This window comes from Akkermansiaceae bacterium, from assembly GCA_024233115.1.
Classification (GTDB): Bacteria; Verrucomicrobiota; Verrucomicrobiia; order Verrucomicrobiales; family Akkermansiaceae; genus Oceaniferula.
In genome coordinates, this window is the sequence record JACKQB010000005.1 from 568,018 (window position 1) to 574,716 (window position 6,699).

Annotated in this window: 7 protein-coding genes; 4 read left to right on the top strand and 3 right to left on the bottom strand. The window is 57.7% G+C overall.

The features are described from left to right. Positions 1–53: 53 nt before the first annotated feature. The 3 genes from H7A51_16110 to H7A51_16120 are packed head-to-tail and all read left to right on the top strand — an operon-like array spanning position 54 to position 3,240. On the top strand, positions 54–911 hold the full coding sequence (locus tag H7A51_16110) for a hypothetical protein (protein ID MCP5537744.1): 858 nt from the start codon (positions 54–56) through the stop codon (positions 909–911). Positions 912–968: 57 nt separating this feature from the next. Continuing rightward, the gene (locus H7A51_16115; GenBank protein MCP5537745.1) at positions 969–2,672 is read left to right on the top strand and encodes a DNA polymerase I; all 1,704 of its coding nucleotides are present in this window, start codon (positions 969–971) and stop codon (positions 2,670–2,672) included. Between the two features lie 37 nt (positions 2,673–2,709). Further along, positions 2,710–3,240 (top strand): hypothetical protein, encoded by a 531-nt coding sequence (locus H7A51_16120; protein ID MCP5537746.1) that lies wholly within the window; start codon positions 2,710–2,712, stop codon positions 3,238–3,240. A gap of 424 nt (positions 3,241–3,664) precedes the next feature. On the opposite strand, the gene H7A51_16125 is transcribed toward H7A51_16120, so the two are convergent. Continuing rightward, positions 3,665–5,092: a hypothetical protein gene (locus tag H7A51_16125; GenBank protein ID MCP5537747.1), complete on the bottom strand. Its 1,428-nt coding sequence runs from the start codon at positions 5,090–5,092 to the stop codon at positions 3,665–3,667. An 11-nt stretch (positions 5,093–5,103) separates the two neighbouring features. Continuing rightward, the gene (locus tag H7A51_16130; protein ID MCP5537748.1) at positions 5,104–5,550 is read right to left on the bottom strand and encodes a hypothetical protein; all 447 of its coding nucleotides are present in this window, start codon (positions 5,548–5,550) and stop codon (positions 5,104–5,106) included. Positions 5,551–5,678: 128 nt separating this feature from the next. Here H7A51_16130 and H7A51_16135 point away from each other — a divergent pair, with 128 nt between their 5' ends. Then, a complete protein-coding gene (locus H7A51_16135; GenBank protein ID MCP5537749.1) occupies positions 5,679–6,296 on the top strand; it encodes a hypothetical protein in 618 nt (205 codons plus the stop codon). Positions 6,297–6,416: 120 nt separating this feature from the next. Here the strand turns inward: H7A51_16135 and H7A51_16140 are convergent. Further along, on the bottom strand, positions 6,417–6,699 hold a 283-nt coding region (locus tag H7A51_16140), incomplete at its 5' end, for a hypothetical protein (GenBank protein ID MCP5537750.1).

The window sequence follows — 6,699 nt, forward strand, 5'->3', positions numbered from 1 at the left end:
TCTGGGCACCCGGGCAGCCGCCTAAGTCCCATAAAACGAACAATACAAATACCATGACTACAATTAATCCTCCAGAGGAGGAACCCAAAAAAGAAACCCCCGACACCAACAACACCAACCCAGATAGTAAAGTGAACCCCAATAATAACAAGCCCACTCCGCCGGACGGAGAACATGACCAAAACAATACGAACCCAAAAGAACCTATGGACAATGATTATACCAAGCCACCAGGCGATGCAGAAAAAGACGACTGCACCGAGCTAACGATGCAGTCTGAGGAAGGGAGCCCAAGCGACAATACCGAGCCTCTTTCCACCGAAGATACTAGCAAAAACCCGACAGAAGTCACCCCTAAAGGTGGAGATATCTTCGATGATTTGACGGCCCTTGGTCGCTCGCTCGATGAGGTCGTGCCGTCGGAGAAATTGCTGACCTCGCTCCCTATGAGGAAGCCCAAAGGGGATGAGTGGGTGCGCTGCCATCCGGAACTCGTAACCAGCATTAACATCTACGAGAACAAAGACGCTCGCGAATACTACCTTGTATTGCCCGAGTTCATCGAACCCCTCAGGGATATGGTACGGCACGTACAGTTAATGCTGGCAGTGAATTATGCGGGGGTTCCGTTTTTGTGGCCAGTCCCGGTGCCAACGACACGACAGTCACACCACTCGTATGTTTCGGCCTTCGCGGCCGCAGAGCAAGCGATGAAAGAATGGGTTCGGATCTCTTGGGGCAGCGGGGACTGGGAGGTCTTCCGCCGTCGCACTGCGGGTAATGAGCCAGTTTGGCCTCAGGAAATCTCCAATGCGAGCGAAATGCTACGTTTCGCTTCCAAGTCGGGTGCTTTCGAGATTATCAACAGCATGGACCATCCTGTCATTAAACACCATTTGGGTCTCGACTAATTCAACCTCATTACAGGTCCACCCGCTTCGTGTGGGTGGACCTGTTTTCCATAGATTATGAATACCATAATTGGTGATTTTGAATACGATCACCCGCCAGGAGAACAGCCTCGCCCCAAGTGTGTAGCTTGGCATAATGTGGACACTGGCGAGTCTGGAAAGCTCTGGCTGGCTGGACATAACGCGCCAAGCCCGTTTCCGGAGAAGTTTCGTATGGTTGCCCACTACGCCATGGCCGAGCTTGCCTGCTTCCTCACATTAGGCTGGCCATTACCCGATGAGGTCATCGATACCCTTGCGGAGGCCCGAGGAATTCGTGGACAAGTCAAACCTCCCGGCGGGGGGTGGGGCTTGCTGCCGGTAGCCCAAATGTGCGGTGCGCAGACGATGTGTTGTGAACACAAGGACGACATGAGGACCCTCGCTATGCTGGATGAGGTTCCTCCCGACAAGCGTGAAGAACTCATGGAATACTGTCTCGACGATGTGAAGGCCTGCTTGGCCATCTGGGAATGTCTAAGTCCGCAGATGAACATGCCTGAAGCCATCCTCAGGGGGCGGTATCTCAAGGCGCTCGCTCGGGTCGAAAGTCGTGGCATCCCTGCTGACACTGACCTGGTCAGGAAGCTTCAGGTGTCGACCGATGAAATAAAGGAAACCATATGGGCACATGCTCGCGAAGCTTATCCTGGCGTTATTAACGAAGCGGGCAACTTCGTGAATGCCGGTTGGCTTGAGTGGTGCAGTGGCGCCAACATCCCATGGCCTCTATTGCCCTCGGGACAGGCAAAACTGGATGCGGACACTTTCAAAGAAATGGGAACACGTTACCCTGAAGTTCAGACGATGGCTTATGCCAAAAAGTTGAGAGGCCAGGTCCGGGAACATGAGTTCCCGGTGGGTGAAGATGGGAGACTTCGCTGCATGTTGGCCCCCTTTGGCTCCGATACCGGTCGGAATCAACCTTCCAACTCAAAGTTCATCTTTGGTGCCAGCGCGTGGCTGCGTTCAGTGGTCGCGGCACCTGCGGGTAAGGTTCTCGCTTATGTTGATTACTCAGCGCAAGAGCCGGCAATAGCGGGTTATCTCTCAAGCGATACAGCTATGATGGATGATTACCGCAGCGGGGACCCCTATATGGCGTTCGCTGTCCGTGCAGGAGCAGTACCCGATGGTGCAACCAAAGAAACACACCCTAATGAGAGGGCCACCTACAAAGTAGCTGCTCTCGCAGTCCAATACGGTATGCGGGAGGAGTCGCTGGCAAAGAAACTCGGGATCTCGATCTCGGCTGCTCGTCGACTGATCACACAGCATCAGGCTTCCTACCCTGCTTACTGGTGCTGGCGGCAGGCTGTCATAGATACCGTCATCTGCGGAGGAAGCGTCTCCACATCCTTCGGCTGGCAACGTAAGGGTCGATCCAAGGACTCAGGAACCTCTATTGCGAACTTCCCAGTGCAGGCCACGGGTGCCGAAATTCTACGCGTGGCAATCATCGCGCTGGAAGAAGCCGGTCACCGGGTCGTGGCTCCTGTCCACGATGCCGTGCTGGTGGAGCTGGACGAGGATGGCTGGGAGGAAGAACTGGCTGAAGTTCGCCAGTTGATGTCTCGTGCTGCCGCCGCTGTGGCACCTAGCATCGAGATCCCCACTGACGTAGAACTTGTCATGCCAGGCCAGAACTACATGGATAAGCGTGGTGCCAAATTCTGGGAACTCGTGGCACCCATTATTGGTCGTGCCCCAATCACTGGCTAGCTGCGTTAGACCATATGTGGGATTCAGAATCTCACATATGGTCATTCCCCTTCTCTTCTATAACTTATTAATGTCTAAGGTAAAACATACCCATACTACTAGCCAGAAAAGCAAGCGAAAACCCTCTTCCGGTTCGTGGGTGGTTGAGAGAGATGCACTCAAGGAATTTGGTGACAGGAAGGCGAGAGCGATATTGGCCATCTTCACAGCACGACGTTCTTCAGGTAAGAAAGAGTTTTTCGTTCCGCCTCATATTGCGGAGCTCTACCACCTGACTCCACGCGATCTCAACTGGGCGTTTAAAAAGTTGGAAGGCCAGATTACCGATACATCTGGCTCCAGAAAGGGCAAGTTTCGTCACGTCCGTCTGACTCCTGAATGGGAAGATCGGGAGACGGGGGGCGGTGATATGGCCAACAGGCAGGCGAGCAGTGACGGCAGCGACGAGGAATTGGTCGTTATTGACAAGGATGTGGTTACTCGGGGGGCGACTATGCTGCCCGTCGACATCGACCGAGACGTGGCTGCGACACTGCGGGAAATTTCGGAAGGTAATGCAGATTTTTAACTTGGTATAGCGTATGCATGAAGCGGGTTAGCCACTGCCCCCATTTGGTAATGAGGTCGGCTTGTCAATCGCTCGGAGAGACCGGATGCACGAGGACCTGGCTGATGTTTCGGACGACGACGGAAGAATGAACTACAATCGCAACTTGTGGCGTAATGGGCTGGGTGGAGTCCTCATACTGTTTTTTTAGCGTGTCCTTCACGTCCCAGTTGTCCCGGTTGTCCCTCTTTTCAGCGACAAGTCGCGACAGTATCGCAGCGTGTCGCCCGGTTGCACTGCTGTCGCCCTTGTCACAAGCGTTTTTTGATCAGCGGCCCGGTGTGTCCCTCGCGCACGTATGGCGGGCATATTCCGGGGCTTACACAAACACTCCCCCCCTTTGTCCGGACTTCCTGTCCTGTACAGACCTCACACCAGCCCTCGATCAAACATCCAACTGCAGTCGGTGGCTGGAACCCGCCGTGACCTCCCTGCCCTCGACACAACTCCAGAGGCGGCCGTTACGTTCCACGAAGTTTTCGGAGGCCAACTCGTGCAGCAGCTCCCTGCAGTAGTCGGCCGGAAGATGGAGAGGGTGGTATATCGAACGGGTGTCGGCGGCACCCTCGACCAGCTTGTTGAAAATCCTCAGCTTGTCCTCCTGCCTGCGCCCGTCGGCGGCGGAAAAAAGAAGTGCGGCCCGGTGGTTGGCCATGCGTTGGACAAGCAGACGGGCGAGGGCCTCAACACCTTCGTTCGTGTAGCGGAAGCCTTCCGGAATGCCATCCGCCGTGACAAGCCGCCGCAGCCCGTAGGTGAGGGTGGCGGGCAACCTGCGCGCGACCAGGGTGATCCCGGGGCAACTTTTCTCCACGTCACTTAGAAATCGCATCCACCGCGACTGGATTTTGGCCAAATCATGTTTGTAGAGAACCGGAGCGGGCTTGTGGTTGTCCAGCCTGCCGGCGAACGCTCTCTGGACGGCAAGCTCGAACCGTGGAGCGAGGTTGGCAATGCCGACGGCGGAGTCACATTCAGGCGGCGGCACCGGACCCGCACCGCCCTCCACAAGCCACAGCAGACGTCCCAGCCACGCGGTCTTGTCGTCACCCGACGTGGCCACCTCCCGAAGCAGCCCCCGCGCATCGGTGACAATCAGCCTGCCGGTGACGGTTTCCCCCGATGGCCCCGCAGGTATGAGGCCGTCCATGAGCGCCGGGCACAGTGTGGAAAATTTCGAGGCGTCCGGCGCGTGGTTGAGGCTGGCCGCCACGAGTGGACTGCCGAGGTGTGCCTCGGGCAGTTGTTGCTCCAATAGCCTGGGAGTGGCGGCGGCGATGAAGACCCTCGACCTACTCGCAAGATCCGCCATGCCTTCTGTCGGGTATGCCGCCACGACCTCCACCCACTGGTCCGCCCGTGTTCCGAACAGGGGCCCGAGTTCCGGGTCGCCTGTCGTAATGTCAAACAGGGCGGTCTCCCCGGCGCACGGTCTTGGGTTGACGTTTAAGACCCATCGGCGGCCATTCGTCCGGCTTTCCTCCTCCTTGTCGTTTTTGATCAGGCGGTTCAGTTGGGCGAGCAAGTTGTCCTGGCACTTGCGGACAGGCGGCAGCACCTCGTCGAGGATTCCGCTCGCAGTGCCCGGTCCCGCGGCGAGTATGCTGCAGCCGATTTTAAGCCTCCGTTGCTGTGGGGTGACGATGCCACTCCCGGGACGCGCCAGATCCGCCAGCGCGATCGCCATGGAGGCCAGTTGATTGACGCCGGCGACGCTGTCGCCGTCGCCCAGGCTGTCCACCCGGAAAGCGCCGAGGAGGCGGGAGAGCTCCGCGCCGCCGTCCGGTAATGCTGGTGACCGCTCTCCGCACATGGGGTGCCCGATCAGGGGGTCTCACCGTCCGCCGCAGCGTAGCATTCCTCCTCGCTTGTATGGCCTTTGGCCGCCTCACGTCTTGCAATGCCCTCAAAGGTTGCTTTATCCGACGCTGCCATAACGACTGCTGTAAGCGGCAGGACGATTTTTTCGATGACCGCCTGCTGAATTTTTTCTGGCGCCGTGGCCAGCATGTTGGGTGCGAGCATTGCCGGGAAACTGGTCGAGCCATGCACGTGGCTGAATGGTGTATCCTTCCCCTGGACGACTCTCACGTCCCAGAGCATTCTAACATCGTGCTGACTGGCGTCCTCCAGGGCTTTGTGAAAGTTAATTTGCGGCTTCAAAAGCTCTAATGCAGCTTCGATTTGCTCCGCTTGGGTCGCCGACGTATTCCTGGCTTGTTTCGTTTTCGTCTTCGTCTTCTGCGGTGTGGTGTTCTTTTTCTGGGTCATTTTTCCTTTGTGATATGGTTGAGGCCCAGGGATTCCATCAAATCCCGGGACACTCGCACCATACACCCGGCGGACGACTAATGCAAGTAATATTGCAAAGTTGCAAATAACAATGTAATATTATTCGCATGGACGAGACCGGTTTGTTCACTAGGCTTGCCGTCACAAAGATGGGCGAGTTCGAGAAAGCTAAAAACGCCGACTGGCGGGGTGGGGTTCCGATGACCGAGGTGCTCGACCGCGTCAACCGTGTGACTGATGCTCTTCCCCCCCTGCACGGTGCCCCGGGACCGGGGGCGGGACGGGTGAGGCGTAAGTTCACGGAGCGGAGCTTTCGCCACTACCAGACGCTTGGCTGCATTGACCCGCCGCAGAAGAAGGGGCGTCAGGCATGCTATCACTTTCGCCACCTCGTCCAGGCGGTGCTCGTGCGCAGGCTCCTGTTGGAACGGGTTCCATCCGAACGGATAGCCGGGCTGATGGCCGGGCGCGGCACGGGTGAGTTGGAGGAGATGCTTCGGGGAGGTGTGGAAATGGTGGCGAGGTCCGGTGATGCGGGCGGCATCCAACCGATGTGGCATGAAAACGGGGCGGCGGCCCCCGGCGTGGAAGAGAGATGGAACAGGATCGGGATCGCTCCCGGAGTGGAGCTGCACATGCTTGCCGGTATGCGGAAAATGGAGGCGGAAGATTTGCGCCACATACTTGAGCGCATTGAGGCCGCTCTTGTCGCCCACCGGGGATGAGCGGGGTTTTGGCTGATGGAATGCCCCGTTTGTGAACCGGGTAAAAAATACCGCCACGGAACCCGTTTCCGGGTTCCGTGGCGGTGTGTTTTTGCGTTTGTCCCTTGTCCGCCGTTTGGGTCAGGCGGGCGCTGTCCCGGGTTTGTATTTCAACTGCTCGGTGGTGCAGTCGGCGGCGGGGATGTCGTTGCGCTCGTGGAGGTAGACGGGCTGGTAGATGGAGCCGCTTTCCGGGAAGGCGTGGAGGTAGCGGACCTCCACGACGGCTCCAATTCGCGGCACCCGGCGGTTCGGTGGGATCGTGACGTTTCCCGTCGGCAGGAGGGCGTCCGACTCCTCCCCGGTGCCATAAAGGCCGAGGCTGACGCTTCTCACCCGGTTGTGGCCGCTGACGACGAAGGAG

Bases quoted from the DNA above. Each gene is read 5' to 3' on its own strand.
- H7A51_16110 (MCP5537744.1), top strand. From the start codon at position 54: ATGACTACAATTAATCCTCCAGAGGAGGAACCCAAAAAAGAAACCCCC.
- H7A51_16115 (MCP5537745.1), top strand. From the start codon at position 969: ATGAATACCATAATTGGTGATTTTGAATACGATCACCCGCCAGGAGAA.
- H7A51_16120 (MCP5537746.1), top strand. From the start codon at position 2,710: ATGGTCATTCCCCTTCTCTTCTATAACTTATTAATGTCTAAGGTAAAA.
- H7A51_16125 (MCP5537747.1), bottom strand. From the start codon at position 5,092: ATGTGCGGAGAGCGGTCACCAGCATTACCGGACGGCGGCGCGGAGCTC.
- H7A51_16130 (MCP5537748.1), bottom strand. From the start codon at position 5,550: ATGACCCAGAAAAAGAACACCACACCGCAGAAGACGAAGACGAAAACG.
- H7A51_16135 (MCP5537749.1), top strand. From the start codon at position 5,679: ATGGACGAGACCGGTTTGTTCACTAGGCTTGCCGTCACAAAGATGGGC.